The sequence below is a fragment of the Methylobacterium sp. WL116 genome, assembly GCF_008039455.1.
Classification (GTDB): Bacteria; Pseudomonadota; Alphaproteobacteria; order Rhizobiales; family Beijerinckiaceae; genus Methylobacterium.
The window spans coordinates 1-23,152 of sequence record NZ_VRUV01000024.1 but is presented as its reverse complement, the minus strand read 5'-3'; the positions used below and the strand labels follow the sequence as shown (position 1 = coordinate 23,152).

26 protein-coding genes and 2 pseudogenes are annotated in these 23,152 nt (G+C 70.7%); 12 read left to right on the top strand and 16 right to left on the bottom strand.

Annotated features, from left to right (window positions below; genetic code table 11):
• A pseudogene (locus FV223_RS31510) lies at positions 1–113 on the top strand (spore photoproduct lyase family protein); the annotation flags it as partial.
• Positions 114–148: 35 nt separating this feature from the next.
• Positions 149–481, top strand: a pseudogene (locus FV223_RS04315) (hypothetical protein); the annotation flags it as partial.
• A 55-nt stretch (positions 482–536) separates the two neighbouring features.
• Here FV223_RS04315 and FV223_RS04310 read toward each other — a convergent pair.
• The gene (locus FV223_RS04310) at positions 537–764 is read right to left on the bottom strand and encodes a hypothetical protein (protein ID WP_147725639.1); all 228 of its coding nucleotides are present in this window, start codon (positions 762–764) and stop codon (positions 537–539) included.
• 286 nt (positions 765–1,050) lie between these two features.
• On the opposite strand from FV223_RS04310, the gene FV223_RS04305 reads away from it, so the two are divergent.
• The 7 genes from FV223_RS04305 (at position 1,051) to FV223_RS30090 (ending at position 5,264) form a co-directional block, all read left to right on the top strand.
• A complete protein-coding gene (locus tag FV223_RS04305) occupies positions 1,051–2,028 on the top strand; it encodes a glutathione S-transferase family protein (RefSeq protein ID WP_147725638.1) in 978 nt (325 codons plus the stop codon).
• A gap of 53 nt (positions 2,029–2,081) precedes the next feature.
• Positions 2,082–2,570, top strand: coding sequence for a hypothetical protein (locus FV223_RS04300; RefSeq protein ID WP_147725644.1), 489 nt, complete (start codon positions 2,082–2,084; stop codon positions 2,568–2,570).
• 238 nt (positions 2,571–2,808) lie between these two features.
• Positions 2,809–3,723 carry a co-chaperone YbbN gene (locus FV223_RS04295; RefSeq protein ID WP_147725637.1) on the top strand — a complete coding sequence of 305 codons (915 nt, stop codon included), beginning with the start codon at positions 2,809–2,811 and terminating at the stop codon, positions 3,721–3,723.
• A 55-nt stretch (positions 3,724–3,778) separates the two neighbouring features.
• Entirely contained in the window at positions 3,779–4,447 is a 669-nt protein-coding gene (locus tag FV223_RS04290; RefSeq protein ID WP_147725636.1) for an LON peptidase substrate-binding domain-containing protein, read from the top strand.
• Positions 4,448–4,539: 92 nt separating this feature from the next.
• Positions 4,540–4,743 (top strand): Trm112 family protein, encoded by a 204-nt coding sequence (locus tag FV223_RS04285; RefSeq protein ID WP_147725643.1) that lies wholly within the window; start codon positions 4,540–4,542, stop codon positions 4,741–4,743.
• 20 nt (positions 4,744–4,763) lie between these two features.
• The gene (locus FV223_RS04280) at positions 4,764–5,039 is read left to right on the top strand and encodes an adenylosuccinate synthase (RefSeq protein WP_147725635.1); all 276 of its coding nucleotides are present in this window, start codon (positions 4,764–4,766) and stop codon (positions 5,037–5,039) included.
• Positions 5,040–5,108: 69 nt separating this feature from the next.
• A complete protein-coding gene (locus FV223_RS30090; protein WP_187274747.1) occupies positions 5,109–5,264 on the top strand; it encodes a hypothetical protein in 156 nt (51 codons plus the stop codon).
• A gap of 117 nt (positions 5,265–5,381) precedes the next feature.
• Here the strand turns inward: FV223_RS30090 and FV223_RS04275 are convergent, their stop codons facing one another.
• From FV223_RS04275 to FV223_RS04225, 11 genes are all read right to left on the bottom strand, one after another.
• Positions 5,382–6,941: a SpoVR family protein gene (locus FV223_RS04275; protein WP_147725634.1), complete on the bottom strand. Its 1,560-nt coding sequence runs from the start codon at positions 6,939–6,941 to the stop codon at positions 5,382–5,384.
• Between the two features lie 163 nt (positions 6,942–7,104).
• Entirely contained in the window at positions 7,105–8,274 is a 1,170-nt protein-coding gene (locus tag FV223_RS04270; protein WP_147725633.1) for a YeaH/YhbH family protein, read from the bottom strand.
• Between the two features lie 101 nt (positions 8,275–8,375).
• The gene (locus FV223_RS04265) at positions 8,376–10,328 is read right to left on the bottom strand and encodes a PrkA family serine protein kinase (protein WP_147725632.1); all 1,953 of its coding nucleotides are present in this window, start codon (positions 10,326–10,328) and stop codon (positions 8,376–8,378) included.
• 229 nt (positions 10,329–10,557) lie between these two features.
• Entirely contained in the window at positions 10,558–11,001 is a 444-nt protein-coding gene (locus FV223_RS04260; protein WP_243937175.1) for a 4-aminobutyrate aminotransferase, read from the bottom strand.
• Positions 11,002–11,141: 140 nt separating this feature from the next.
• Positions 11,142–11,561 carry a hypothetical protein gene (locus FV223_RS04255; protein ID WP_187274748.1) on the bottom strand — a complete coding sequence of 140 codons (420 nt, stop codon included), beginning with the start codon at positions 11,559–11,561 and terminating at the stop codon, positions 11,142–11,144.
• 85 nt (positions 11,562–11,646) lie between these two features.
• Positions 11,647–12,168: a MerR family transcriptional regulator gene (locus tag FV223_RS04250; RefSeq protein WP_147725631.1), complete on the bottom strand. Its 522-nt coding sequence runs from the start codon at positions 12,166–12,168 to the stop codon at positions 11,647–11,649.
• A gap of 38 nt (positions 12,169–12,206) precedes the next feature.
• On the bottom strand, positions 12,207–12,524 hold the full coding sequence (locus FV223_RS04245) for an integration host factor subunit alpha (protein WP_147725630.1): 318 nt from the start codon (positions 12,522–12,524) through the stop codon (positions 12,207–12,209).
• Between the two features lie 122 nt (positions 12,525–12,646).
• Positions 12,647–13,624 (bottom strand): beta-ketoacyl-ACP synthase III, encoded by a 978-nt coding sequence (locus FV223_RS04240; RefSeq protein ID WP_147725629.1) that lies wholly within the window; start codon positions 13,622–13,624, stop codon positions 12,647–12,649.
• Positions 13,625–13,805: 181 nt separating this feature from the next.
• Entirely contained in the window at positions 13,806–14,840 is a 1,035-nt protein-coding gene (plsX, locus tag FV223_RS04235) for a phosphate acyltransferase PlsX (RefSeq protein ID WP_147725628.1), read from the bottom strand.
• A gap of 169 nt (positions 14,841–15,009) precedes the next feature.
• On the bottom strand, positions 15,010–15,513 hold the full coding sequence (locus FV223_RS04230; RefSeq protein WP_147725627.1) for a DUF177 domain-containing protein: 504 nt from the start codon (positions 15,511–15,513) through the stop codon (positions 15,010–15,012).
• Positions 15,510–16,070: a ubiquinol-cytochrome C chaperone family protein gene (locus tag FV223_RS04225; protein WP_147725626.1), complete on the bottom strand. Its 561-nt coding sequence runs from the start codon at positions 16,068–16,070 to the stop codon at positions 15,510–15,512. Before FV223_RS04225 ends, FV223_RS04230 begins: the two co-directional genes overlap by 4 nt.
• Before the next feature lie 225 nt (positions 16,071–16,295).
• Between FV223_RS04225 and bamE the strand changes: the two genes are divergently transcribed.
• The gene (gene bamE, locus FV223_RS04220; RefSeq protein ID WP_147725625.1) at positions 16,296–16,793 is read left to right on the top strand and encodes an outer membrane protein assembly factor BamE; all 498 of its coding nucleotides are present in this window, start codon (positions 16,296–16,298) and stop codon (positions 16,791–16,793) included.
• A gap of 74 nt (positions 16,794–16,867) precedes the next feature.
• On the opposite strand, the gene FV223_RS04215 is transcribed toward bamE, so the two are convergent.
• A complete protein-coding gene (locus FV223_RS04215; RefSeq protein WP_348642529.1) occupies positions 16,868–17,521 on the bottom strand; it encodes an HAD hydrolase-like protein in 654 nt (217 codons plus the stop codon).
• Positions 17,521–19,017, bottom strand: coding sequence for a PAS domain S-box protein (locus FV223_RS04210; RefSeq protein ID WP_246689599.1), 1,497 nt, complete (start codon positions 19,015–19,017; stop codon positions 17,521–17,523). Before FV223_RS04210 ends, FV223_RS04215 begins: the two co-directional genes overlap by 1 nt.
• A 138-nt stretch (positions 19,018–19,155) precedes the next feature.
• Between FV223_RS04210 and FV223_RS31505 the strand changes: the two genes are divergently transcribed.
• Positions 19,156–19,641, top strand: coding sequence for a hypothetical protein (locus FV223_RS31505; protein WP_246686514.1), 486 nt, complete (start codon positions 19,156–19,158; stop codon positions 19,639–19,641).
• On the opposite strand, the gene FV223_RS04205 is transcribed toward FV223_RS31505, so the two are convergent.
• Positions 19,608–20,699: an alkene reductase gene (locus FV223_RS04205; protein WP_147725623.1), complete on the bottom strand. Its 1,092-nt coding sequence runs from the start codon at positions 20,697–20,699 to the stop codon at positions 19,608–19,610. The two genes, FV223_RS31505 and FV223_RS04205, sit on opposite strands and share 34 nt — an antisense overlap.
• A gap of 270 nt (positions 20,700–20,969) precedes the next feature.
• On the opposite strand from FV223_RS04205, the gene rlmN reads away from it, so the two are divergent.
• Entirely contained in the window at positions 20,970–22,289 is a 1,320-nt protein-coding gene (gene rlmN / locus FV223_RS04200; protein WP_147725622.1) for a 23S rRNA (adenine(2503)-C(2))-methyltransferase RlmN, read from the top strand.
• Positions 22,290–22,380: 91 nt separating this feature from the next.
• Here rlmN and FV223_RS04195 read toward each other — a convergent pair whose 3' ends face one another.
• Positions 22,381–22,779 carry a DUF3775 domain-containing protein gene (locus FV223_RS04195; protein ID WP_147725621.1) on the bottom strand — a complete coding sequence of 133 codons (399 nt, stop codon included), beginning with the start codon at positions 22,777–22,779 and terminating at the stop codon, positions 22,381–22,383.
• Positions 22,780–23,152: the final 373 nt, after the last annotated feature.

Sequence of the window (23,152 nt, the reverse complement as noted above, 5' to 3'; positions counted from 1 at the left end):
GTGCCTGGGAGGCGCCGGTGCAGCTGCGCTTCACCACCAAGTTCGCCGCGGTCGAGCCGCTGCTCGACCTGCCGCACAACCGCCGCACCCGCCTCCGGTTCTCGGTCAACGCCCGCACCGCGACGCGGTGCGCGTCGAGACCGGGGCGCTGCTCGCGGCCTCCGAGGAAGCGGGAACCGAGGTCGACCTGCATGTCGGCGCGCACGTGGTCTACCGCAACGCCAACCCCGCCGCCGACCCGCGGCGCGTGGTGCTGTTCGGCGATTCCTACGCGCATTTCGCGCCGATGCTGCTCACCGGGCTGCTGGCCGAGAGCTTCGCCGAGGTGCACTTCGTGTGGTCGTCGAGCTTCGACTGGGCTTACGTCGAGCGGGTGCGCCCCGACATCCTGCTGTTCGAGCTGGCCGAGCGCTTCCTCGCCCGCCTGCCCGCCGACGACTTCGACGTGGCCGCCGGGCGCCGGGCCGGCGCGGCCGGCTAGAGCATTCTCCGCGATCCCCGGATCACGTGGAATGCTCTCCCGTTGCAAGATCGCGTCAGGGGATCGGCTGGCTCAGGGTGGTTTCGACGAGGACGTCGTCGGTCTGGGCCGCGAGGTAGAGGTCCGGCGTCCACGCGATGCCGAGGAGCAGGACGACGATCGCGAGGAGGCCGGCCAGGCCCAGCGTCACCCCGTCGGCCTGCCGCCGCAGCGCGTGGATCGCGGCGCATCCGGCGGTGAACATGGCCGCCTCGGCGGCGGGGATCGCGAGGGCAAGCGACATCGGGCCTTCTCTCCGGACGTTTCGGCGGGATCGTGCCACCCGTCTCACGGTCCGGCATCGAATGCGAGATGCCGAGGCCTGCGCGGGGCGACGACCGAGGGAGACATCCAAGCAGGAAACGGGCTAAGTGCACCTCACAAAACCCCCGACCTCCGCGGCCGTTCACTATGTCGGCGACGCCACGACGGGGGGGTTGTGAGAGGCACCAAGCCTGCCGCAACCTTTCCCCCTCGCCGCGTCGCCCTCCCGACGGACGGCGCGACGCGCGAAACAACGGATCGCACCCATGGGATTGCTCGTCGACGGCGTCTGGCAGGATCAGTGGTACGACACGGCGTCGACCGGCGGCCGCTTCGAGCGCAAGGCCTCCGCCTTCCGCAGCTGGGTCACCGCCGACGGGTCGCCCGGCCCTTCGGGCGAGGGCGGGTTCAAGGCCGAGCCCGGGCGCTACCACCTCTACGTCTCGCTCGCCTGCCCGTGGGCGCACCGCACCCTGATCGTGCGGGCGCTGAAGGGCCTCGAGGACGCGATCTCCGTCTCCGTCGTCGACCCGCACATGGGCGCCGAGGGCTGGGTGTTCGGCGACAGCCCCGGCGCCACCCCCGATCCGATCCACCATGCGACGCGGCTCTACGAGGTCTACCGCGCCGCCGACCCGCGCTATACCGGCCGCGTCACCGTGCCGGTGCTGTGGGACCGCGAGCGGAAGACGATCGTCTCGAACGAATCGGCCGAGATCATCCGCATGCTCGACGGGGCCTTCCACGGCGGCGGGCCGGACCTCTGCCCGGACGACCTGCGCGGGGAAATCGATGCGGTGAACGCCCGGGTCTACGACCGGGTCAACAACGGCGTCTACAGGGCCGGCTTCGCCACCGCGCAATCCGTCTACGCGGAGGCCTTCGCCGCGCTGTTCGCCGAGCTCGACGCGCTGGACGCCCGCCTCGACCGGTCGCGCTACCTGTGCGGCGCTCGGCTCACCGAGGCCGACATCCGGCTGTTCACGACGCTGGTGCGGTTCGACGCGGTCTATGTCGGGCACTTCAAGTGCAACCGGCAGCGCATCGCCGACTACCCGAACCTGTCGAACTACCTGCGCGACCTCTACGCCCTGCCGGGCGTCGCCGGGACGGTGGACCTCGTCCACATCAAGCGGCACTATTACGAGAGCCATCCGACCATCAACCCGACGGGCATCGTCCCGGTGGGGCCGGCGCTGGACTTCGCCGCGCCCAACGACCGGGCCCTGCGCTTCGGCGGGTGAGGCGAACGCGCGCCGGGCTCGACGGATGCGCGCGGCGCGTTAGATCGGACGGCATGACGCTCGCACACACCTCTCGCCGCCTCGCCCTCGCCCTGCTCGCCGCGCCCTTGGCGCTGTCGGGCCCCGCCTGGTCCCAGGCCGCGGTGCAGCTCGACGGCACCTGCGAGAAACTGACGATCGAAGGGAAGGACGCCACCTCGGCCTGCAGGCCGACCCTCGGGAACAGCGCCGAGCGTCGGCGCACGACCTTCGACTTCACCACCACGGACGGGCGCACGCTCAGCTTCAGCGGCACCGGCGCGCAGCAGGAGCGCACCGAGGAGACCGACCCGCTGCAGCCGATCAACCTCGTCACCACCGGCACGTCGAGCGACAAGGGCATCGTGCGCAACCCGACCCCGGCGGTCGGCGCCTGCACCTTCTCGACGCCGGCACCGGGCAAGACCACCATCGCCTGCGAGGCCTTGGCGCCGGACGGCCGCACCTTCGCCGGGACCTTCGTGACGCAGGCCAAGGCCGCCGCCGGCGCCCCCGCGCAGTAGGCCCGGCGTTTCGAGGGTCGGGGCGCACCGCGCGACGCGCTCCACCCTGGGATGCAGCGATCCGGTCTCGGCCCGGCACCGCGCGCGGGACGGCCCTCGGGGGCCGGCGAAAACGCGACGAAACCCGCGGATTTGCCCGATTCCGCCGCGCGAGAGCGCGCGCACCGCACTGGTCAGCCGCGTGCCCGAGTCCCATGTACCCGGTCTGGCGACATTTGGTTCCAAGGCCCGACACCGCATGCTGAACGACACGCTCGCGACGGACGCGCACCCGGGTGGGTCCGACCTGATCCGGGAGACCACCACGGCCGGTTTCCGGCAGGACGTCATCGCCGAATCGGCGAACCGTCCCGTGCTGGTCGCGTTCTGGTCGCCGCGCGCACCGTCGAGCAAGACGCTGCTCGCCGTGCTGGAGAAGCTCGTCCGAGCCGCCGCGGGCAAGGTCGTGCTGGTCAAGATGAACGTCGACGAGCATCCGGCGGTCTGGGGCCAGATCGGCCAGCAGCTCGGCCTGCAGGGCGTGCCCGCCGTGGTCGCCATCGACCAGGGCCGCCCGGTCGACATGTTCGAGGGCGCCCTGCCGGAAGCGCAGATCAAGACCTTCTTCGACCGTCTCGCCGGCCCGAGCGAGATCGATCAGGTGATGGCGGAAGCCGCGCAGGCGCTGGCGGAGGGCGACCTCGCCGGCGCCTCCGAGCTCTACGCCGCGGTGCTCGGGCAGCAGCCCGACAACGTCGCGGCCCTGGCCGGCCTCGCCAAGATCCAGCTCGACGCTGGCGAGCTGGAGAACGCCAAGCAGGTGCTGGCGATGGTGCCGGAGGCCAAGGCCGCCGACCCGGGGCTCGCCGGCATCCGCGCCGCGATCGTCCTGGCCGAGCAGGCCGCGGCGCTCGGCGACCTCGCCGGCCTGGAGGCGGAGGTCGCCGTGAACCCGGACGCGCACCAGGCCCGGTTCGACCTCGCCCTCGGCCTCAATGCCGGGAACGAGCGCGAGAAGGCGGTCGATCACCTGATCGAGATCATCCGCCGCGACCGGACCTGGAACGAGGACGGCGCGCGCAAGCAGCTGCTCCAGTTCTTCGAGGCCTGGGGCCCAATGGATCCGGCCGCGATCCGCGGACGGCGCAAGCTCTCGACGCTGCTGTTCGCGTGAGGGCGGATCTGCGGGTGCAGAGGGAAGCCGAAGGTTCTGTCTTGCTGGAGGCATCATGAGCACGCATGCGGGCTACAAGGGGCCGGGCGATTGCCCGCCCGTCATCCCGGTCTTCCCCCTGCCCGGCGCCCTGCTGCTGCCGCGCGGGCAGATGCCGCTCAACATCTTCGAGCCGCGCTACCTCGCGATGGTGGACGACGCCCTGCGGACCGACCGGGTCATCGGCATGATCCAGCCCGACGCCGAGGGCGGCGCCTCGCCGTTGAACCCGAAGCTGTACCGCGTCGGCTGCGCCGGGCGGATCACCCAGTTCGCCGAGACCGGCGACGGGCGCTACCTGCTCTCGCTGACCGGCATCGGCCGCTTCCGGGTGATGAGCGAGCTGGCCACCACCGGCGCCTATCGCCGCTGCCAGGTCAGCTACGACGACTTCGCCATCGATTTCACCGCGCGCGCCGGCGAGGACGCGGTGGACCGCGAAGGCGTGCTGCGGGCGCTGCGCGACTTCGTCGATTCCAACGACCTCAAGGTCGACTGGGCCGGGATCGAGGAGGCGCCGAACGAGGCCCTGGTCAACGCGCTGTGCATGATGAGCCCGTTCGGCGTCCGCGAGAAGCAGGCGATGCTCGAGGCCGCCGACCTGAAGACCCGCGCCGAGATCCTGGTCGCGGTCACCGAGATGGAGATGGTGCGCAGCACCGGGCCCGAGCCGACGATGCAGTGACGGCTCGAAGGACGGCCGGCGGCGACGAGCGCCCGCGCCTTCGCGACCAACCGGCACGGCTTCCCATGGAGAACCAGAGCATGACGCAGGACATGACCACGCAGAGCACCGCCGTCGAGGCGACCCGCGTCGACCCGAAGCTCCTCGAGCTGCTGGTCTGCCCGCTGACCAAGGGCACCCTCGATTACGATGCCGGCCGCCAGGAGCTGATCAGCCGCTCGGCCAAGCTCGCCTACCCGATCCGCGACGGCATCCCGATCATGCTGCCGGAAGAGGCGCGCCAGCTGACGGACTGAGCCGGGGCGAGGACGAGGGCATGGCGTTCAAGGCGAAATCCGCCTCCGAGACGAAGGCGGCTGAGCTCGCATCCGCGATCGTGCGCATCGCCGACCGGGACGGCGCGCCGCTGCAGATCGGCGTCGACCGGCTGCGCCAGGGCAACCCGCGGCTGACGCCGCTGGCGATCGGCCAGCTCTACCGCAAGCATCGCGACCACCTCGACGCCGCCCTCGCCGAGCGCGGCTACACCCTCGTCGGCTATGCCGACCAGGGCCCCGGCCGCGGCATGGAGTTCGAGATCGACCCCGCCTGACACGGGACCCGGCCGGGGCGTCGAACGTGCCGCGGTACCGGCCATCGCCCGCCCGTGGTAGGGGAGGCGATGCCCCGCTGGCTTTTCCTCACCTTCGTCGCCGCCGTGGCGCTGGCCGTGCTCGGCAGCGCCATCATCGTCCTGCGCGCCCCGCCGTCCAAGCCGCCGGCCGCCAGCCTGTCCTGCGCACCGATGCCCTGCCCGGGGACCGCGCCGACGGCGTGAGCCCCGGCCGAGCGGCCTTCGCCGGCCATTTCCGCACGGGCCTCGGACGAGCCGCGGGGCCCCCCTCGCCGCCGCGGGCGGGGAGGCCTGCACGATGCGGCACCGTCGCGAAACGCCTCAGAAGAAGATCGGCCGCGCGCTCGCGTGGTGCTCGCCGAGCACGGTGCCGGTGGCGGGCTCGATCTCCTTGAGCACCACGTCGTAGCCCCAGAGGTCGGCGAGGTGCTGCAGCACGCGCCGGGCGTCGTCCTTCTGCAGGGTGATCTTGTTCAGCGCCTTGTGGTGCAGGATCAGGCGGCGGTCGCCTTCGAGGTCGACGTCCACCACCTCGATGTCGGGATCGAGCCAGGCCACGTCGTACTGGCGGCCGAACGAGCGGCGCATCTTGCGGTAGCCGCGCTCGTCGTGGATCGCGGCGACGTGCAGCTCGGGCTGCTCCGGATCGTCGGCGACGTGGAACAGCCGCATGTCGCGCATCAGCTTCGGCGACAGGAACTGGGCGATGAAGCTCTCGTCGCGGTAGTTCTCCCAGCAATCGCGCAGCACCGCCATGCCGTCGCCGGTGCCGGCGATGTCGGGGAACCACTGCCGGTCCTCCGCCGTCGGTTGCTCCACGATGCGGGCGATGTCCTGCATCATCGCGAAGCCGATCGCGTAGGGGTTGTGGCCGCTGTAGCTGCGGTCGTCGTAGTTCGGCTGGCGGATGACGTTGGTGTGCGACTGCAGGAACTCGAGGTAGGCCGCCTCGCCGATCAGGCCCTTCTCGGAGAGCGCGTTCATGATCCGGTAGTGGCAGTAGGTGGCGCAGCCCTCGTTCATCACCTTGGTCTGGCGCTGCGGGTAGAAGTACTGCGCCACCAGCCGGACGATGCGCAGGATCTCGCGCTGCCAGCGCTGCAGGCGCGGGGCGACCTTCTCCAAGAAGTAGAGGATGTTCTCCTGCGGCAGCTCGAGCAGCGCCTTGCGCCGCTCGATCGCCTGGTCGGCGCGCGTCGCCCCCGCCTTCGCCGGCAGGGTGCGCCACAGGTCGTTGTAGATCTGCTCGCCGTGCTCGACCCGCTCGCGCTCGCGCCGCTGCTCGGAGGCGAGGTCCGGCCGCTTCTTGCGCGGGTAGCGGTGCACGCCCTGGCTCATCAGCGCGTGGGCGGCGTCGAGCACCTGCTCGACGGCCTGATGGCCGTAGCGCTCCTCGCAGCGGGAGATGTAGGTCTTGGCGAAGTCGAGATAATCGAGGATGCCCTCGGCGTCGGTCCACTGCCGGAACAGGTAGTTGTTCTTGAAGAAGTGGTTGTGACCGAACGCGGCGTGGGCGATCACCAGCGTCTGCATCGTCGCCGTGTTCTCCTCCATGATGTAGGAGATGCACGGGTCGGAGTTGATGACGATCTCGTAGGCGAGCCCCATCATGCCGCGGCGATAGCCGGATTCGTGCTGGGCGAAGTGCTTGCCGAACGACCAGTGCTTGTAGAACAGCGGCATGCCGATCGACGCGTAGGCGTCGAGCATCTGCTCGGCGGTGATGATCTCGATCTGGTTCGGATACCACGACAGCCCGAGCGCCCGCGCCTCGACCTCGCAGGCGTCGTGGATGCGCCGGATGGTGTCGAAGTCCCAGTCGTTGCCGGTGAACAGCGGTTTTGGGGCGCCGGACGTCGCGCGTGTCTTGAGAGCAGTCATATCGCCTCCCGATCGGCCGGCCGAAGCGCGACGTACCCCCTCTCCCGTGCGGGAGAGGGTTGGGGTGAGGGGGCAGGTCCGTCCGGAGAGGTCACCCCCCTCACCCTGTCCCTCTCCCAACCGGGAGAGAGGACCCGCGCCCCGACATGACGACCTGCGAAGCTCAAGACTCCGCCTCCGCCCGCGCGTCCTTGCGCCCGAACAGGTCGCGGAAGACGGCGTAGATCTCGCGGCGGTGGTTGACCTTGCGCATGGCGATCGGGCCGCCGGCCTTGGCGATGGCCTCGTAGGTCCGCCACAGGGTGGTGCGGTGCTCGACGAAGCCGGCGCGCGGGCCGTTCTCGTCGCCGACCTCGAGATAGGCGAAGTGCTGGCAGGCCGGCAGGATGTGGGCGCGCAGCAGCTCGGTCGAGGTCGGGCCGTCGGAGGAGACGTTGTCGCCGTCCGACGCCTGCGCCGCGTAGATGTTCCAGTCGTTGGGGTCGTAGCGCTCGGCGATGATGCGCTTCATCTCGACCAGCGCCGAGGAGACCAGCGTGCCGCCCGTCTCGCGGGAGCCGAAGAAGGTCTCCTCGTCGACCTCGGTCGCCCGGTCGGTGTGGCGGATGAACACGATCTCCACGTGCCGGTAGCGGCGCGTGAGGAAGATGTGCAGCAGGATGTAGAACCGCTTGGCGAGGTCCTTCATGTGCTCGGTCATCGAGCCGGACACGTCCATCAGGCAGAACATCACCGCCTGCGCGATCGGGCGCGGATACGGCTCGAAGCGGCGGTAGCGCAGGTCGATCGGGTCGACGTAGGGGATGCGCCGCGACATCGAGTTGCGCAGCGTCCGGGTGAGGGCGAGGTTGGCCGGCGAGCCGGTCACGGTGTAGCCGGCCCGGCGCAGCCCCTCCGTCTCCACCACCGCCAGGCGGCGCTTGGCGAGGTCGGGCAGCTCCAGGTCCTCGAGGAACAGCTCGAGGAACTCCTCCCGGGTCAGGACGAAGCGGAACGCGTCCTCGTTGTTCTCGCCGCCGTCCCCGCCCTCGCCGGAGCCGCGGCCGCCCCCGCCGCCCTGCGGCCGCTCGATGCGGTCGCCTTCCACATAGGTCTTGTTGCCGGGCAGGATGTGGTCCTGGAGGCCGGTGCCCGGCTGGCGGGAGAAACGCGGCTCGCGCACCCCGTCGGCCGGCACCGTGACGCGGCCGTCCTTGCCGAGGTCCTTGATGTCCTTCTCGCGGGCCGACTCGCGCACGGCCCGCTGGGCCACGTCCTTGACCCGCCTAAGGAAGCGCTGCCGGTTGGCGAGGCTCTTGCCTCCTGGATTCAATCGACGGTCGACGATGTGCATTCGGTGATCAAATCCCCGCCCGCAAGATCCGACCGGGATAACGCGCCGGCCGGTCGTCCGAAATCATGGCGGATCTCGATCAGGTCCCCGAGGGGACCGAATCATCCCGCCTGCTTCACCCGCATGTACCACTCGACCAGGCGGCGCACCTGCCGCTCGGTGTAGCCGCGCGAGATCATCCGGTCGACGAACTCGCCGTGCTTCTTCTCGGTCTCGCCGTCCTTCTTCGAGCCGAAGGAGATCACCGGCAGCAATTCCTCAACCTGGCTGAACATCCGCCGCTCGATGACCTCGCGCAGCTTCTCGTAGGACGTCCACGAGGGGTTGCGGCCGCCGTGCTGAGCCCGCGAGCGCAGGGCGAACTTCACCACCTCGTTGCGGAAGTCCTTCGGGTTGGCGATCCCGGCCGGCTTCTCGATCTTCGTCAGCTCCTGGTTGAGAAGCTCGCGGTTGAGCAATTGCCCGGTCTCGGAATCCTTGAAGTCCTGGTCCTCGATCCAGGCGTCGGCGTAGTCGATGTAGCGGTCGAACAGGTTCTGGCCGTAATCGTGGTAGGATTCGAGATAGGCCTTCTGGATCTCGTGGCCGATGAACTCGGCGTAGCGCGGCGCCAGCTCGCCCTTGATGAACTCGAGGTAGCGCTTCTCGGTCTCGGGCGGGAGCTGCTCGCGGCGCAGCGACTGCTCGAGCACGTACATCAGGTGCACCGGGTCGGCCGAGACCTCGGTGGTGTCGTGGTTGAAGGTCGCGGCCAGCACCTTGAAGGCGAAGCGGGTCGAGATCCCGTCCATGCCCTCGTCGACGCCGGCCGAATCCTTGTACTCCTGCATCGAGCGGGCGCGGGGGTCGACCTCGCGCAGGGACTCGCCGTCGTAGACGCGCATCTTCGAGAACGCGTTGGAGTTGGCGTGCTCGCGCAGGCGCGACAGCACCGAGAACCGCGACAGCATCTCCAAGGTGCCCGGCGCGCAGGCCGCATCCGAGAGCTCGGAGCCCGAGATCAGCTTCTCGTAGATGTGCTGTTCCTCCTGCACGCGCAGGCAGTAGGGCACCTTGATCACGTAGATGCGGTCGATGAAGGCTTCGTTGTTCTTGTTGGTCTTGAAGGTCTGCCACTCGGACTCGTTCGAGTGCGCCAGGATGATGCCGGTGAAGGGGATCGCGCCGATGTTCTCGGTGCCGACGTAGTTGCCCTCCTGCGTCGCCGTGAGCAGCGGGTGCAGCATCTTGATCGGCGCCTTGAACATCTCGACGAACTCGAGGACGCCCTGGTTGGCGCGGTTCAGGCCGCCCGAGTACGAGTACGCGTCCGGGTCCGCCTGCGACAGCGTCTCCAGCCGGCGGATGTCGACCTTGCCGACCAGCGAGGAGATGTCCTGGTTGTTCTCGTCGCCGGGCTCGGTCTTGGCGATGGCGATCTGGCGCAGGCGCGAGGGCCGGACCTTGATCACCTTGAACTGCGAGATGTCGCCCTCGAACTCGTCGAGACGCTTCAGCGCCCACGGGCTCATCAGGCCGGTCAGGCGCCGGCGCGGGATGCCGTAGCGGCTTTGGATCTCGGCGCCCATGGTCTCGGGGTCGAACAGCCCGAGCGGGCTCTCGAACACCGGCGAGACCTCGTTGCCGGCCTTGAGCACGTAGACCGGATGGACCTCCATCAGGGCCTTGAGACGCTCGGCCAGGGAGGACTTGCCGCCGCCGACGGGCCCGAGCAGGTAGAGGATCTGCTTGCGCTCCTCCAGGCCCTGCGCCGCATGGCGGAAGAACGAGACGATCCGCTCGATCGTCTCCTCCATGCCGAAGAACTCGTGGAAGGCCGGGTAGGTCCGGATCGTCCGGTTCATGAAGACGCGGCCGAGGCGGGCGTCCTTCGAGGTGTCGACGAATTCCGGCTTGCCGATCGCGTCGAGGATGCGCTCGGCGGCGCTCGCGTACATCAGCGGCTCGTCGCGGCACGCCTCGAGGAATTCGGAGAGCGTCATCTCCGTGTCGCGGCGCGCTTCGTACCCGCGGGCGAAGCTCTGGAAAAGGTCGTTGGTCGCATGCATCGGCATTCGATAACCCTCTCAGACCGTCAACAGCTTCATCCTGTCCTGCCGCGAACGCAACCGACAGGCCCGCATTTGTCGCAGTGCGGCGAACACGGTGACGCTGCGTGTGCTGGATGCAACACCCGTCGGGCTGAAATGCGGCATCCGTCAAGCTTCCCCGTGGTCGTCCGGCCGGATCGAAAGAACGATCCGGCCGAAAAAACGTGCACTCCCAGCTTTCGGTTGCCTCCGATCAGAGATCGCTGCTGTCTTTCTTGGCATCGGTGTCCTTCTTGGCCGACGCAGCCTCGACGGTGATTTTGATATTTTGCGTCTGCACTTGACCGTCCGCGTTCTTGATTTCGAACGTCACCTCGTCGGCGCCAGTGTAGCCGGCCTTCGGCTGGTAGAAGAGACCCTGGACCGCGGTGTCCTTGTTCGGGCAGCGATAGGAAGCGGGCGTCTTCTGCTTGCCGACCTTGGTAATCAGCGCGCCGTTCTTCGGCGCGCCCGAGACCTTGAACTCCGGCATCGGGCCGGGCGAGCAATCCTTCTTCAGGTTCGGGACGATGGCGATCCGAACCGTCTTGCCGGAGGCGACGGTCTCGCTCTTGGTGATCGTCGTCTGCGCGAAGGCGGGCGCGGCCAGCAGGAGGGCGCCGGCGGCGAGCGCGCGGACGGGGCGAAGGGCGGACAGGGTGGCGCTCACGGGCGTGTCTCCGAACATCTCTTGGCGCGGCATCCGGAGCCATGGGGCCACGTGCCGGCCGAGCCGATGTGGGGATGCCCACGACGCGCGTCGAGGCCGCAGGCCCGTGCCGGCAGCCGGGACCGCGATTATTGCTGAAGCGCGGCCGCGACCACGCCGGTGACGCGGGCGATCTGCGCGGCGTCGAGCTCGCCTTCCAGGGCCGCCGCGAGGCTGCGCTCGACCCGCGCCCGCTCGCCCGCATCCGAAGTCGGGGTGACGGGGATGTCGGTCTCGTCGAGGCCGCAGACCCGTCGGATCGTCTCGGCCGCGGCCAGCAGCGCGCCGCGATCGGTCGGCCCCATCTCCCAGAGCGGGTTGCGCAGGCGGCTGACGACGCGCCGCGCGTCGCGATAATCCCGGTCGACGTGGGTAGCGGCCTCGATCTGGCTGACGAGGAACATCAGCTCCAGGACCTCGGAGGCCGCGTCGGGGCATGCGCGCACGATCCGCATCACGCGGCTGATGAGTTCCTGCGTCGGCGTCATCGAACGGCGGGGTGCGCTCATGCGGCGATCAACGCGGATCGGCCCGCAAAGTTCGCCGCGCCGTGACGCATCGCGCGGCGTCGTCGCGACGCAGCCCGGGCGTCGCTCAGGTCTCGGGCGGGGCGCGGAAGGCCGCCAGCGCCTCGCGGCAGGCGTAGAGGTCCTGCAGCGCGCCGGCCAGCGCCTCGCGGTCCAAGGTTTCGCGATCCAAGGTTTCGCGATTCGACCCCTCGCGATCCCAGGTCTCGGGCTCGGCGCCGTCGGGGGACGACGTGGCCGGGCCGCTCGTCTCCTGCATCACCGGTGCGGCCGCCACCGCCTCGCCGCGGCCGACCGCCTGGACGAAGCGGACGCCGTTCTCCTTGAGGACGCGCTGTGCCCCCTCGATCGTGTAGCGCTGGACGTGGAGCAGGTGACGGATGCCCGCGACGAGCGCGACGTCGCCGGGACGGTAGTAGCGCCGCCCGCCGGCCCGCTTCACCGGCCGGATCTGGCCGAACCGGGTTTCCCAGAACCGCAGGACGTGCTGCGGCACGTCAAGGGCTTCGGCCACCTCGGTGATCGTGCGGAACGCGCCCGGATCCTTGTCGACGGGTCCGGACGCCTCGGTGAGGGCAGCGAGCGCCATGGATCGATCCGGCTACGAGGGCGGCGATGGGCGAGCGGTCAGTCGTCGGCGTGGGCGGCGCCGTTCAGGCCGTTGATCCGGGCCTTGAGCACGTTCGAGGGCTTGAACACCATCACCTGGCGCGGCTCGATCGCCACCTCGACGCCGGTCTTCGGGTTGCGGCCGACGCGCTTGCCCTTCGACCGCACGACGAAGGAGCCGAACGAGGACAGCTTCACGGTCTCGCCCTCGGAGAGGCAGGCGCAGATCTCGGACAGGACCGTCTCGACGAGGGCGGCGGATTCGGTGCGGGAGAGGCCGACCTGCTGGTAGACGGCCTCGCTCAAATCGGCGCGCGTCACCGTCTTGCCTGTCATGCCTCGACCCCTCGCGGTTCTTCTTACCGGGAGCGGTCGTTTCCGACGTATCCCTATGATCTGCCACGCTAATCCCCGGTCGGGCCCGGGTCAACCGGGGCGGCTCCGGAAATTGTTTTCGGCTACCAGCGGATCAGCGCCGCGCCCCAGCTGAAGCCGCCGCCGATCGCCTCGATCATCACGAGGTCGCCGCGGCGGATGCGGCCGTCCCGGCGGGCCACGTCCAGAGCCAGTGGGATCGATGCGGCCGAGGTGTTGCCGTGGCGGTCGACCGTCAGCACCACCTTGTCGCGCGGGATGCCGAGCTTGTCGGCGGACGCCTCGATGATGCGGCGGTTGGCCTGGTGCGGCACGAACCAGTCGAGGTCGGCCGCCGTCGCGCCGCCCTTCTCGAGCGCGTCGACGATCACGTCCATCACCGAGCCGACGGCAAAGCGGAACACGTCCTTCCCCTCCATCCGGAGATGGCCGGTGGTGCCGGTCGAGCCCGGGCCGCCGTCGACGTAGAGCTTCTCGCGGTGGCGCCCGTCCGAGCGCAGGCTCGCGCTGATCACGCCCCGGTCGCCGCTCGCCCCCGCGGCCTCCTGCGCCTCCAGCACGATCGCGCCGGCCCCGTCGCCGAACAGCACGCAGGTGGTGCGGTCCTCCCAGTCGACGATGCGCGAGAAGGTCTCGGCGCCGACGACGAGCGCGCGCCGGGCCGCGCCGGTCGACAGGAACTTGTCGGCGGTGGAGACGGCGAAGACGAAGCCGGCGCAGACCGCCTGCAGGTCGAAGGCGGCACCCGCCGTGATGCCGAGCGCCGCCTGGATCTGCGTCGCGGTCGAGGGAAAGGTGTGGTCGGGCGTCGAGGTGGCGCAGATCACGAGGTCGATGTCGTCGCCGGTGAGGCCGGCATCGTCGAGCGCCGCGCGGGCCGCGCGGATGCCGAGCACCGACGTGGTCTCGGTGGCGTCCGCGAGGTAGCGCTGCCGGATGCCGGTGCGCTGGACGATCCATTCGTCCGAGGTGTCGACCCGCTCGGCGAGCTCGGCGTTGGTCACCACCCGCGCAGGAAGCCCTGAGCCGGTGCCGACGACGACGGAACGCAGGGTTGTCATCGGATTCCTTCCCGTCGCGACGCCGGCGCAACAACCATCGGTTGTTAGACCTGCATCGCTCCGATCTCCATCGCATTCGTTCACCGACCCCGATCCCGGGCCGGCGCAGGTGTCTCGTGCCAGTGCGGGCGTCCCGCGCCGGCGAAGGTCCGGCCGGGCACCCATCCGGGCCGGGGCGAAGTCAGGCCGGCGCGAGCGTCGGCGTCTGGTCGAGCATCTCGCGGATCGTGCGCATCAGGTCGTGGCGGGCCATGTCGTGGGCGAGGTCGACGGCGGCCGCGAAGCCTTGCGCGTTCTCCGAGCCGTGGCTCTTGATGACGATGCCCTCGAGCCCGAGGAACACGCCGCCGTTGGCCCGGCTCGGGTTCATCTTCTCGCGCAGCGCGCGGAACGCCTGGCGGGCGAACAGCGCGCCGATCTTGGCGGACAGCGTCCGCGTCATCGCGGATCGCAGGTACGTGCCGATCTGCTTGGCGGTGCCTTCCGCGGTCTTCAGCGCGATGTTTCCCGTGAAACCTTCGGTGACGACCACGTCGACGGTGCCGCGGCCGAGGTCGTTGCCCTCGACGAAGCCGTGATAGGCGAAATTCGGCAAATCGATCTCGCGCAGCAGGCGCGCCGCCTCCTTCACCGCCTCGTTGCCCTTCATCTCCTCGGTGCCGACGTTGAGCAGCCCCACCGTCGGGCGCTCGAGGTCGAACACGATGCGGGCCATGGCGGAGCCCATCACCGCCATCTCGATCAGGTGCTCGGCATCGGTGCCGATGGTGGCGCCGACGTCGAGCACCACGCTCTCGCCGCGCACCGTCGGCCACAGGCAGGCGATGGCCGGGCGCTCGATGCCGGCCATGGTCTTCAGGCAGATCTTCGACATCGCCATCAGCGCGCCGGTGTTGCCGGCGGAGACCGCGGCATCGGCCTCGCCGTCCTTCACCGCCTGGATCGCCTTCCACATCGACGACTTGCCGCGGCCCTGGCGCACCGCCTGGCTCGGCTTGTCGTCCATGGCGACGGCGTAGGTGGTGTGGCGGATCTCGACGCCGCCCTTGAGGCGCGGCTCGGCCGCCACGAGGGGGGCGACCACCGCCTCGTCGCCGAAGATCAGGAAGGTCGTCTCGGGATGGCGCTCGCGCGCGAGCGCGGCACCGGGCACGACGGTCGAGGGGCCATGGTCGCCGCCCATGGCGTCGAGCGAGATGCACACGCGTTGGGACATGAAGGGGTTGTCGCGGCCTTTGACGGAACGCCGTCGCGGGGGCGACGGCCGGGATCGGCGCGGCGGAAAATAGCGATCCAGCCCCGGCGGGCAAACGAATTCTCGCGCAGGGGCAGGGTGCGGCCCGATTTGGCGGCCGGGTTCGGCGGCCCGCGGACCCGGGAGCCCGCTACGGCTCCTCGGGGCGGAGCGTCCGCAGGACGTCGAAGGGTTTCACGTCCTCGCCGAGCTGGACCGCCTCGAACACCACCCCGGGCTTGCGCGGATAGGGGTCGATCCCGAGCGCCAGGAACTCGGCGGTCAGAAGGCCGAAGTCGATCCGCCCGCCGACGATCGGGTCGGGGATGTCGGCATCCTCCGCGTCGGTGCCGGCGAGGCGGTCGGTGTCGGTGAAGACCACCTCCACCGGCTCGGAGACCTTGGTCTCGAACGGCTCCAGGCTGACGGTGCAGACCAGCGTCACGGTGCCCTCGACGGTGCCGGTGACGACGAGGCGGCTCGTCGGGCCGGACACCGAGAACTGCCCGGCGAGGTCGCGGATCGCCGGGATCTTGAAGTCGGCGGCGAGCGCCGTGCACTCAGCCGGCGTCGCCTCGACGGTGACGGCGCCGCGGCCCTGCGGCAGCCGCGCCACGCTCACCCATCGGGACAGGGGGGTCTCGCTCACGCTCATCGGGCTTCCAGGTCGGGTGTCGGGGCATCGCCCGCATGCGGAAAGGACGGGCCGGCGCCGAGCAGGCCGTCGAGGTCGGCCTCGGCCAGCGCGCGGTCGGCGGCGAGGACGTAGTCGGCGAGGCCGGCGGCGGCTTCGGGATCCTCGCTGCCGAGCACGTTGCGGGCGAGCGCAATGCGGAGCGCGGCGGCATCGCCCGCGTCGAGCGCCGCGTCGTAGTTGGCGGCGCGGCCGTAGAACGCGGCGCCGAGCTTCTTCATGCGCTTGGGCACGCCGAAATCGCCGACGCCGAGCTCGCGCAGGGACGCGTCGAGCTGGAGGAAGACCGAGTTCACGAGGTCCTGCGCCACGTCCGCCGCCGGTGCCGGCAGGCGGTTCAGGCGGCGCAAAGCCAGGATGACGTGGAGGATGAGCGATTCGAAGCGGCCCTCCACGCCGTCGGGCACGCCGAGCGCGGTGTAGAGGCCCGGCTGCCGCGAGGCCGCGTTGAGGCGCATGTGCAGGGTCTCGATGGACCGCCGCCGCGCATCGTTGCGCCGGAAGAACCGGGTGATCATGGGGTCCGCCCTCGGCCCGGAGGCCGGCCCCCGGACCGCGCCCGGCGGAACGGCCGTGCCCGGTCGCGCAGCGTTGTGGCCTGTGGCCGAGCTTGCCTTGTCAAAGCCATAACCCCGCGGTACGGCAACCCACGGTCAAGGTGCAAGCATTCATCAGACCGCCCCTGGTGTCGCGCTCCGGCGTGCCTAGCGGCGTCCCGTCCCATCAGCAACATAGGGTGGCCGATGTCGCGCCGTCTCGTTCCGTCTCTCGCGCGCCTCGGCCTCGTCGGCCTGCTCGGCCTCGGCCTGTCGGGCTGCATCGGCGAGGAGCTTCGCCACGGCTACCAGATCGACCAGGCGGCGCTCGCCACCGTCAAGCCCGGCATGAGCCCGGAGCAGGTGCTGCAGACGCTGGGCACCCCGTCCACGGTCTCCACCGTCGGCAACAAGTCCTGGTACTACATCTCCCAGAACACCTCGCGCACGGTCCTGTTCCTCGGCGAGCAGGTCGAGGACCAGAAGGTCACGGCGGTGTACTTCACTTCCGCCTTCAAGGTGGAGCGCGTCGCCCTGTACGGCCTGCAGGACGGCAAGGTGTTCGACTTCATCGAGCGCACCACGCCGACCAGCGGCGCCGACCGCGCCTTCCTGAGCCAGCTGTTCAAGGGCCTGACCAAGTACGAGCCCTTCGGCAGCGGCAACGGCGCCAGCGTCGTCCCGGGCGCCCAGCGCGGCATGTGAGGCGTCGGGCGAAGGCCCGACCCCGAACCGTCCTTCCCCCCTCTGCGGGGGGAGGGAGGCGGCCCCGCGAGGGCTCATCGTCGTGCTGACAGGACGGCCTCCACGATCTGCGCGGGTTCGGCGAACATCAGGTCGGGACGGGCCGCCGACAGGGTCGCCCCGTCGGTGTAGCCCCACGCGACGGCGCCGAAGGCGCAGCCCACCGCGCGCGCCGCGTCGAGATCGCGCAGCTCGTCGCCGACGCAGAGCACCGCACGCGGCTCGATCCGCGCATGGCGCAGCAGGCTTGCGAGACGCCGTGCCTTGCCGAACACCGACGCGCCGCAGGCGTAGCGGCCGATCCGGGCGGCGTCCGGCCCGAGCACGCGCCGGACGTTCGCCTCGGTGTTCGAGCTGAGCACGGCCGTCGCGACGCCCGCTTCGCCGAGCCCCGCCAGCATCTCCGAAGTTCCGGGAAACGGATGCAGCAGCGCGGCGTCGCGCGCGGCGAGCCCGTGCATGTGGCGGGCGATCACCGGCAGCTTCCAGCGCGGCACGCCGAGGCGCGCCATGATCGCCCGCGCCGAGAGCCTGCGGAGCTCGTCGGTCTCGTGCGCCGCGACCCGGCGGAAGCGGTAGCGGTCGGCCACCGCGTCGAGCACGCCGCAGAACCAGGGAAAGGTGTCGGCGAGCGTCCCGTCGAAATCGAGGACGACGAGGCGATATCCGCGAGCCGGGGCGGGACGGATCAGAACCGCAGGGTCTCCGCCGGGACGTCGAGGCGCAGCACGAGGCCGCTCGGCGCCCAATCGTGCTCCAGGATGCCGTCGAGCTGGCCCGTGACGCTGCGCTCGGCGAGTTCCGTGCCGAAGCCCTTGCGCGTGGGGGCCGAGGGAACGGGCGGCCCGCCGCGCTCGGCCCAGGTCAGGCGGTAGCGCGAATCGGTCCGCCGCCCGGTCAGCGTGACGGTGCCGGCCTCGTTGGAGAGCGCGCCGTACTTCACCGCGTTCGTCGCCTGCTCGTGCATGATCAGCGCCAGCGCGGTCGCCGCGCGCTCGCCGACGACCGCATCGTCGCCGTCGACGGCGATGCGGCAGCGCCCGTCCTCGGCGTAGGCCGACAGGATCAGGCGCATCAGCCCGAGGATGGTCTGGCCGCCGACCCGCGGCGCGCTGCCGGCGGAATGCGGGCGGACGTATTCGTGGGCCTGGGCCAGCGCCCCGAGCCGCTCGCGGAACGCCTTCGCGAACGGGCGCGCGCCGGGATCGCTGCGGGCGCTGAGCGCGGCGATGCCGCCGACCACGGCGAAGATGTTCTTGATCCGGTGCGACAGCTCCTTGATCAGCAGGTCGCGCGCCTCCTCGGCGCGCTTGCGCTCGCGCAGGTCGCGGGTGACCGTGCCGTAGCCGGCATGGCGGCCGGCCGCATCCCGCACGGCGAACACCGTGAACAGCACGGCGATGGCCTCGCCGGTGGCGAAGTGCCGGAACGCGAGCTCGCCCTCCCACCAGCCGTCGCGCTCGAGCGCCGGCATCGCCACGCCCTCGAGGGCTTCGCGGCTCTCGGGGGTCACGTAGTCGGCGATCGTGGTCCGCAGCGCGGCGTCGAGGTCGGGCAGCCCGACCAGCGCCAGCGCGGCCTCGTTCAAGTGCGCGATCCGCCCGTCCTCGGTGGCCAGCCCGATGAAGTCCTTCGAGGTCTCGACGACGGCGGCGAGCTTGCGCGCGTCGGCGACCGCCTGCCTCAGGTCGTGGATGTCGGTGCAGGTCCCGAACCAGCGCTCGATCCGCCCGTCGGCGCCGCGGATCGGCATCGCGCGCCCGAGGGTCCAGCGATAGGCGCCGCTGTGGTGGCGCAGGCGGTACTCGACCTCGTAGGGCGCACCGGTCGCGAGGCTGTGGCGCCAGCGGCTCCAGGCCTCCGCCTGGTCGTCGGGATGGAACATGTCGGTCCAGCCGGCGCCGTCGGTGGAGCCGTGGGGCACGCCGGTGAATTCGTACCAGCGGTCGTTGTAGAAGTCGTGGAAGCCGTCGGGCTGCGTGGTCCAGACCATCTGCGGCATCGCCGAGGTCATCACCCGGAAGCGGCGCTCGCTCGCGGCCAGCTCGCGCTCCCGTGCATCGACGTCGGCGAGGGTGCGGCGATGCTCGACCAGGGTCGAGATCTGGCGGGCGAGCGCGGCCAGGGTGTCGCCCTGGGCCCTGGTGAGCCCCTCGGGCCGCGCGGTGCGGTCGAGGACGCACATCGTGCCGATCGGGGCGCCGATCCGGCTGCGGATCACCGCCGCGGCGTAGAAGCGGAACCCGTTCTCGGCCCGGATCGCCGGGTTGTCGCGGGTGCGGGGATCGACGGTCAGGTCGGTGATGACGAACAGCCCGTCGGCGTGCGAATCGTCGGCCTGGAGGGCGTGGACGCAGACCGAGCGGTCGATGCCGGTCTCGCGCTCGCCGTAGCCGATCTCGGCCTTGAACCACTGCCGATGCGCATCGACGAAGCCGATCAGCGAGACCGGAACGGCGCAGACCAGGGCGGCGATCCGCGCGAGGTCGTCATAGGCCGGGTCCGGTTCGGTATTGAGGATCCGCAGCGCGCGAAGCTCCGCGAGCCGCTCGGCCTCGTTCCAGCGCTCTCGTTCGGTCGCACGCGTCTGGCTCGCGATCGTAATCGGCAGCTCCCGAATTCCCGAGCCAGAGATAGGCGGCTTGCGCCGCCGCGCCTAGGTTCGGGAACGGACGAAGCGCCGGTTTCGTTCGAAGCGGGTCGCGAGCGCCCGTTCGTGGGCGCGTTCGCGGCCCGCACCCCGACGAGGGACGGGAGCGGGCCGCGGGAGTCGCCTCAGGCCGCCTTCGCGGCGTCGAGCGTCGGATAGTCCACGTAGCCCTCCGGGCCCTGGCTGTACCAGGTCGCGGCCACGTCCTTCTGGAGCGGGGCGTCGGCGGCGATGCGCGCGGGCAGGTCCGGGTTGGCGATGAACGTCCGGCCGTAGGCGATCGCGTCGGCCTCGCCGGCATCGAGCGCCGCCTGGCCGCTGCGGCCGTCGTAGTCGGCGTTGAGGATCAGCGCGCCGTCGAACACCCGCTTCATCGCCGGGGCGATCGGCGGATGGTCGGCCTTGCCGAAGGTGCCGTTCGGGCCGGGCTCGCGCATCTCTAAGAAGGCGATGCCGAGTTCCGACAGGGCCTTCGCCGCGGCCACGAACAGCGGCTCGGGATCGGAATCGTTGGCGCCCTGGATCGCGCCGTTGGGCGACAGGCGCACGCCGGTGCGGTCCTTGCCGGCGACCTCGGCCACGGCCTGCGTGACCTCGCGCAGCAGGCGCACGCGGTTCTCGATCGAGCCGCCGTAGGCGTCGGTGCGGTGGTTGGTGCCGTCGCGCAGGAATTCGTCGATCAGGTAGCCGTTGGCGGCGTGGATCTGCACGCCGTCGAAGCCGGCGGCCAGCGCGTTGCGGGTGGCGTTGCGGTAATCCTCGAGCAGCCGCGGGATCTCCTCGACCGGCAGGGCGCGCGCCTCGGCATAGGGCTTCTTGCCGGCGTAGGTGTGCGCGTCGTCGGGCGCGGTCGTGGCCGAGGACGAGATCGGCGCGGCGCCGTCGAGGAAGTCCGGGTGGACGAGGCGGCCCATGTGCCAGATCTGGCAGACGATGCGGCCGCCCTTGTCGTGCACCGCCTTGACGATCGGCTTCCAGGCCTCGACCTGCGCCGCGTTCCAGATCCCCGGGGCGTAGGGCCAGCCGAGCCCCTCCTGGCTGATGCCGGTCGCCTCGGTGAGGATCACGCCGGCGCTCGCGCGCTGGGCGTAGTATTCGATCATCAAGGGGGTGGGCACGTGCTCGCGGGTGGCGCGTCCCCGCGTCAGCGGCGCCATCCAGATGCGGTTCTTCGCGTCGATGGCACCGACGCGGATCGGATCGAGCAGTGAAGGCATGGGCTTCCCGTGTTTGGATGGGGTGGGGGCGGCACGCCGCACCCCGTGTGACGCATAGGTGGCGGGAACGATGCCGCCCGCAAGGCACTGGACGCATGGGCGACCCTGCCGGGGTGCGCGGGCGCACATGGTGTCGCGGGCGGCCTTCCCTCCGCTCCCCGGATCACAGGATCCGGGCATGCAGGGAGCGGGCATGACGGGCGCGCATTCGCGTTCGTGCCGCGGATCGCGTATAGCTCGACGCCTCATTTCCAAGGTCTTTGCAAGAACATGGCGACGGCGTCGTTCGACACCGCCCGGCGCGCGGGCAGCGATTTCTCCGGCATCGAGAAGGCGCCCGAGTTCCGGCCCGAGCCGGCACCCGCGGCGGTGCCCGGGCAGCGCAGTTCGCTCGTCGGCCTGCCGCGGGCGGCGCTGAAGGAGCGCCTGCTCGCCGTCGGCGTCGGCGAGCGCGAGAGCAAGATGCGCTCGGGCCAGCTCTGGAACTGGCTCAACGTCCGCGGCGCGCAGGACTTCGACCAGATGACCAACGTCGGCAAGGCGCTGCGGGCGCAGCTCGCCGCCGCCTACACCCTCGACCGGCCCGAGGTGGTCAGCCAGCAGGTCTCGCGCGACGGCACCCGCAAGTGGCTGCTGCGCATGGCCCCGACCGGCCGGCACGACCACAACCGCGGCGCCGAGATCGAGTGCGTCTACATTCCGGGGCCCGACCGCGGCACGCTCTGCGTCTCGTCCCAGGTCGGCTGCACGCTGACCTGCTCGTTCTGCCATACCGGCACGCAGCGCCTGGTGCGCAACCTGTCGGCGGCCGAGATCACCGCCCAGCTCGTCGTCGCCCGCGACGCGCTCGGCGACTGGCCCGGCCTGATCCCGTCGCGCGACGCCTCGGGCAGCGGCGAGGTCGGGCGGCTCGTCACCAACATCGTGTTCATGGGCATGGGCGAGCCGCTCTACAATCTGGAGAACGTCGTCGACGCGGTGGCGACGATGTCGGACCCGGAGGGGCTCGCGCTGTCGCGCCGGCGCATCACGGTGTCGACCTCCGGCGTCGTGCCGCAGATCCGGCGGCTCGGCGAGGAGGCGCACGCGATGCTGGCGATCTCGCTCCACGCCGTGCGCGACGAGCTCCGCGACGAACTGGTGCCGCTGAACCGCAAATACCCGATCGCCGAGCTGATGCGCGCCTGCCGCGAATATCCCGGCCTCAACAACGCCCGCCGCATCACCTTCGAGTACGTGATGCTGAAAGGCGTCAACGACACCGACGGCGACGCGCGCGAGCTGGTGCGGCTGCTCAAGGGCATCCCGGCCAAGATCAACCTGATCCCGTTCAACCCCTGGCCCGGCAGCCGGTACGAATGCTCGGACTGGGAGCGGATCGAGCGCTTCTCCGAGATCGTGTTCGACGCCGGCTACGCCTCGCCGGTGCGGACCCCGCGCGGCCGCGACATCCTCGCCGCCTGCGGCCAGCTCAAGAGCGAGACCGAGAAGCTGCGCGCCCGCGAGCGCATGCTGCTCGACGCGGGCGGCGACGCGGCCGGCGCGGTCTCGGCCCAGGGCTTCTACGCCCTTCACGACGGCGAGGAATGAGGGGGCCCGGCGCCTCTCCGGTGTGGGCCTTCTGGCAGAGGTAACCGTCTCTTCCCTCCCCCGCAGAGGGGGGAGGGGGAGCCGGCCTCGGTCAGCCCTGCGGCAGGTCCGGCGTGATGCCGAGGGCGTCCATGCCCTCCTCCAGGAGGTCGCCAGCATCCGGCGTGCCGAGCAGCGTCTTCACCGCGCCGTCGCCGGCGCCTTCGCGCTCGCGGGCGAAGCGGACCGCGTCGGCCCATTCCTCCGGCTCCATGTCGCCGCGGCCGACATAGAGCAGCGCCAGCAGGTCGGCGCGCTCGTCGTCGTTGAGGCCGGCGATCATGCCGCGCAGCTCCGATTCGGTGGCGTCGTCGGTGCCGGAGGTGAGCACGTCGGTGGCGCCGTCGTCGATGGCGTTGGAGCCGGAATCCGGATCGGTCGCGCCCTCCTTCACCTCGACCGCGCGCAGGCGCAGGATGATCTCGGTGACCGTATCGGGGGCGATGTCCATGTCGAGCTCCGGTTGGCGGTCCCGTCGGGGGCCTGAAGCTGCGACAACTGGCGAGAGCGATGCCGGTTCGCCCGGCCCGGCGCCGTCGTGCGCCCGCGCGGTCGGATTTCGCCGCCCGTTCGCTCCGCGGCGCCCGTGAAGATGCGCGCACGTCGCGGCGCCACGCGGTGCTACGCTGTCGCCGGGGCGGGCACGCGCGGAGGCGGGGGATGAAGCGGGACGGGCTCGTCGGCTGCCTCGCGCTCTACGCCGCGCTCTACGGCGCCTACGGCTGCATCTCGCCGATCCTGCCGAACGTGCTCGCCGCGGGCGGCCTGCCCCCGGAGCGGATCGCGATCCTGCTCGCCGCTGCGACCCTGGTGCGGCTCGTGGC

What these genes read in the sequence shown, in the direction of transcription:
- FV223_RS04275 (WP_147725634.1), bottom strand. Translation starts at nt 6,941, where the DNA reads ATGACTGCTCTCAAGACACGCGCGACGTCCGGCGCCCCAAAACCGCTG.
- rlmN (WP_147725622.1), top strand. Translation starts at nt 20,970, where the DNA reads ATGGCGACGGCGTCGTTCGACACCGCCCGGCGCGCGGGCAGCGATTTC.
- bamE (WP_147725625.1), top strand. Translation starts at nt 16,296, where the DNA reads ATGTCGCGCCGTCTCGTTCCGTCTCTCGCGCGCCTCGGCCTCGTCGGC.
- FV223_RS04305 (WP_147725638.1), top strand. Translation starts at nt 1,051, where the DNA reads ATGGGATTGCTCGTCGACGGCGTCTGGCAGGATCAGTGGTACGACACG.
- FV223_RS04195 (WP_147725621.1), bottom strand. Translation starts at nt 22,779, where the DNA reads ATGGACATCGCCCCCGATACGGTCACCGAGATCATCCTGCGCCTGCGC.
- FV223_RS04245 (WP_147725630.1), bottom strand. Translation starts at nt 12,524, where the DNA reads ATGACAGGCAAGACGGTGACGCGCGCCGATTTGAGCGAGGCCGTCTAC.
- FV223_RS04270 (WP_147725633.1), bottom strand. Translation starts at nt 8,274, where the DNA reads ATGCACATCGTCGACCGTCGATTGAATCCAGGAGGCAAGAGCCTCGCC.
- FV223_RS04250 (WP_147725631.1), bottom strand. Translation starts at nt 12,168, where the DNA reads ATGGCGCTCGCTGCCCTCACCGAGGCGTCCGGACCCGTCGACAAGGAT.
- FV223_RS04310 (WP_147725639.1), bottom strand. Translation starts at nt 764, where the DNA reads ATGTCGCTTGCCCTCGCGATCCCCGCCGCCGAGGCGGCCATGTTCACC.
- FV223_RS04285 (WP_147725643.1), top strand. Translation starts at nt 4,540, where the DNA reads ATGACCACGCAGAGCACCGCCGTCGAGGCGACCCGCGTCGACCCGAAG.
- plsX (WP_147725628.1), bottom strand. Translation starts at nt 14,840, where the DNA reads ATGTCCCAACGCGTGTGCATCTCGCTCGACGCCATGGGCGGCGACCAT.
- FV223_RS04225 (WP_147725626.1), bottom strand. Translation starts at nt 16,070, where the DNA reads ATGATCACCCGGTTCTTCCGGCGCAACGATGCGCGGCGGCGGTCCATC.
- FV223_RS04265 (WP_147725632.1), bottom strand. Translation starts at nt 10,328, where the DNA reads ATGCCGATGCATGCGACCAACGACCTTTTCCAGAGCTTCGCCCGCGGG.
- FV223_RS04255 (WP_187274748.1), bottom strand. Translation starts at nt 11,561, where the DNA reads ATGAGCGCACCCCGCCGTTCGATGACGCCGACGCAGGAACTCATCAGC.
- FV223_RS04290 (WP_147725636.1), top strand. Translation starts at nt 3,779, where the DNA reads ATGAGCACGCATGCGGGCTACAAGGGGCCGGGCGATTGCCCGCCCGTC.
- FV223_RS04300 (WP_147725644.1), top strand. Translation starts at nt 2,082, where the DNA reads ATGACGCTCGCACACACCTCTCGCCGCCTCGCCCTCGCCCTGCTCGCC.
- FV223_RS04205 (WP_147725623.1), bottom strand. Translation starts at nt 20,699, where the DNA reads ATGCCTTCACTGCTCGATCCGATCCGCGTCGGTGCCATCGACGCGAAG.
- FV223_RS04295 (WP_147725637.1), top strand. Translation starts at nt 2,809, where the DNA reads ATGCTGAACGACACGCTCGCGACGGACGCGCACCCGGGTGGGTCCGAC.
- FV223_RS04210 (WP_246689599.1), bottom strand. Translation starts at nt 19,017, where the DNA reads ATGTGCGTCCTCGACCGCACCGCGCGGCCCGAGGGGCTCACCAGGGCC.
- FV223_RS04240 (WP_147725629.1), bottom strand. Translation starts at nt 13,624, where the DNA reads ATGACAACCCTGCGTTCCGTCGTCGTCGGCACCGGCTCAGGGCTTCCT.
- FV223_RS04230 (WP_147725627.1), bottom strand. Translation starts at nt 15,513, where the DNA reads ATGAGCGTGAGCGAGACCCCCCTGTCCCGATGGGTGAGCGTGGCGCGG.
- FV223_RS30090 (WP_187274747.1), top strand. Translation starts at nt 5,109, where the DNA reads ATGCCCCGCTGGCTTTTCCTCACCTTCGTCGCCGCCGTGGCGCTGGCC.
- FV223_RS04280 (WP_147725635.1), top strand. Translation starts at nt 4,764, where the DNA reads ATGGCGTTCAAGGCGAAATCCGCCTCCGAGACGAAGGCGGCTGAGCTC.